Here is a 2,072-nt window from a genome sequence, read left to right as displayed (position 1 = left end):
TGGCCTTGGTCGCTTTTTTCTTTAAGAGGCTGCTCATGCTCTATCAGGACACAGTCGAATCCGAGATCCTGGTTCACAAACCGTGGTTCGTCGCTTCGATATTCGCGGTCGTGCTCGCTGTGTTCTTGGCGTTCAACCTGACCGGCACGACTATGGGCGAACTCATGCGGCCGGTCATCGGCGATCCCCTGGCGAGCGGCCTTTACGGGCGCTTCGCGATCGCCTTCGTGATTGCTGTGGTTTTCTGCCTGAACCTCATCCTGATAGGCTTTGCGCCGCTGAAGATGCAAATCGGCGTCGTATGGTTTGAGCTGCTGATCCTGTTTCTCGCGTTCTTCGAGACATTTAATTTAAGCATGCCCTTTATTTGGAAGAACCTGCCATTCCTTATCACGCAGGGGGTGGTGACGACACTTTATGTTTCGGCAATTTCGCTCATCTTCGCATCGATTATCGCGATTTTTGCCGCTATTGCAAAATTGTCTAGCAACGGCTTCGCCTACGCTATCGCCAGCTTTTACACGTCCTTTTTCCGCGGTCTGCCGCTTCTGATGCAGATCTACCTGATCTATCTCGGCCTGCCGCAGGTGGGCATTGTCATTGATGCCGTGCCTTCGGGTATATTGGCACTCTCGCTTTGTGCAGGGGCGTATATGACGGAGATTTTCCGGTCCGGCATCGCCAGCATCGACCGCGGCCAATGGGAGGCATCCCGGTCATTAGGCTTCGGCTTTGGCCTCACGATGCGCAAGATCATTCTACCGCAGGCATTGCCTGTGATCATACCGCCCCATGGGTAACTCCTTCATTGGGATGCTCAAGGACAGCTCGCTCGTCTCGGTGCTGGGCGTATGGGAGCTTACGTTCCTTGCTCGCACGCTCGGGCAAGCTACCTTCAATCACATGGAGATGTTAACCGCGGCATCCATAATCTATTGGATCCTGTCCATTTGCCTCGAAGTGATCCAATCCAGGATCGAACGCTACTACGCCAGGAGCAAGGCGCGATGACCGTCGACAGCGTCAAGCAAGTTAAAGGCGATCCCCACGGGTATTCTAATGCGCCTGCCGATGTGAGGCGTCCGGAGTCGAGTTCGGATCGGAGGCCGTCGAGCCAGGGGCAGGGGCCGGTGAGCGACACAGTTATCGAGGCCAAGAAGGTCTCGAAGTGGTACGGTGCCTTCAAAGCATTGAGTGACATCAACCTCACCGTTCGCAAAGGCGAGCGCGTCGTTGTCTGCGGTCCCTCCGGATCGGGAAAGTCGACGCTGATCCGCTGCTTCAATCGGCTTGAGGCGCACCAGGAGGGCGAGATAACCGTTAACGGTATCAGGTTGCATAGCAAAATGCGCGACGTGGCTGAAGTTCGCAAGAACGTCGGCATGGTGTTCCAGCACTTCAACCTCTTCCCGCACATGACGGTGCTGATGAACTGCATGGCCGCCCCGATGTGGATCAAGGGTGTGCCCGAGGCCGAGGCAAGGAAACTCGCGCTTAAGTTCCTCGACCGCGTCCGCATACCGGAGCAGGCGAACAAATATCCCGCTCAGCTCTCCGGAGGACAGCAGCAGCGCGTCGCGATTGCTCGTTCCCTCTGCATGGAGCCTGCCGTCATGCTCTTCGATGAGCCGACTTCGTCGCTCGATCCGGAGATGGTCGCCGAGGTGCTCGAGACAATGACCAGTCTCGCGCGCGACGGCATGACCATGGTCTGCGTCACCCACGAGATGGGCTTCGCGCGCTCCGTTGCGGACCGAGTGATCTTCATGGATGCAGGCCTCATCGTCGAAGAAGGCAAGCCACACGACTTTTTCACCAATCCGCAGCATGAAAGAACGAAACTCTTCCTCAGCCAGATATTGAAACACTGAGGCGATGTTTACCGAGGCTACTATGAGTGCAGAAGTGCTTCGATTTGAATTGTCGGAATACAAGATCCGTCTTGAAAAAGCGCGGAATGCAATGGAGAAGGCGGGCATCGATTTACTGATCGTTACGGACCCCGCCAATATGGCCTGGCTTACCGGCTACGACGGTAACGCCTTCTATGTGCCCCAATGCGTAGTTGTATC

2 protein-coding genes and 1 pseudogene are annotated in these 2,072 nt (G+C 55.8%); all 3 read left to right on the top strand.

The annotated features are described in order from the left end of the window. The first annotated feature begins 35 nt into the window (after positions 1–35). Positions 36–1,011: pseudogene (locus D3227_RS40180) on the top strand (amino acid ABC transporter permease). A gap of 119 nt (positions 1,012–1,130) precedes the next feature. Next, a complete protein-coding gene (locus D3227_RS40175; RefSeq protein WP_120019443.1) occupies positions 1,131–1,871 on the top strand; it encodes an amino acid ABC transporter ATP-binding protein in 741 nt (246 codons plus the stop codon). Between the two features lie 22 nt (positions 1,872–1,893). Then, the coding region (locus D3227_RS40170) for an aminopeptidase P family N-terminal domain-containing protein (protein ID WP_208646630.1) at positions 1,894–2,072 on the top strand (179 nt) is incomplete at its 3' end.

The organism is Mesorhizobium waimense (assembly GCF_003601975.1).
Classification (GTDB): Bacteria; Pseudomonadota; Alphaproteobacteria; order Rhizobiales; family Rhizobiaceae; genus Mesorhizobium; species Mesorhizobium waimense.
This window is presented reverse-complemented; position numbering and strand designations above follow the sequence as displayed.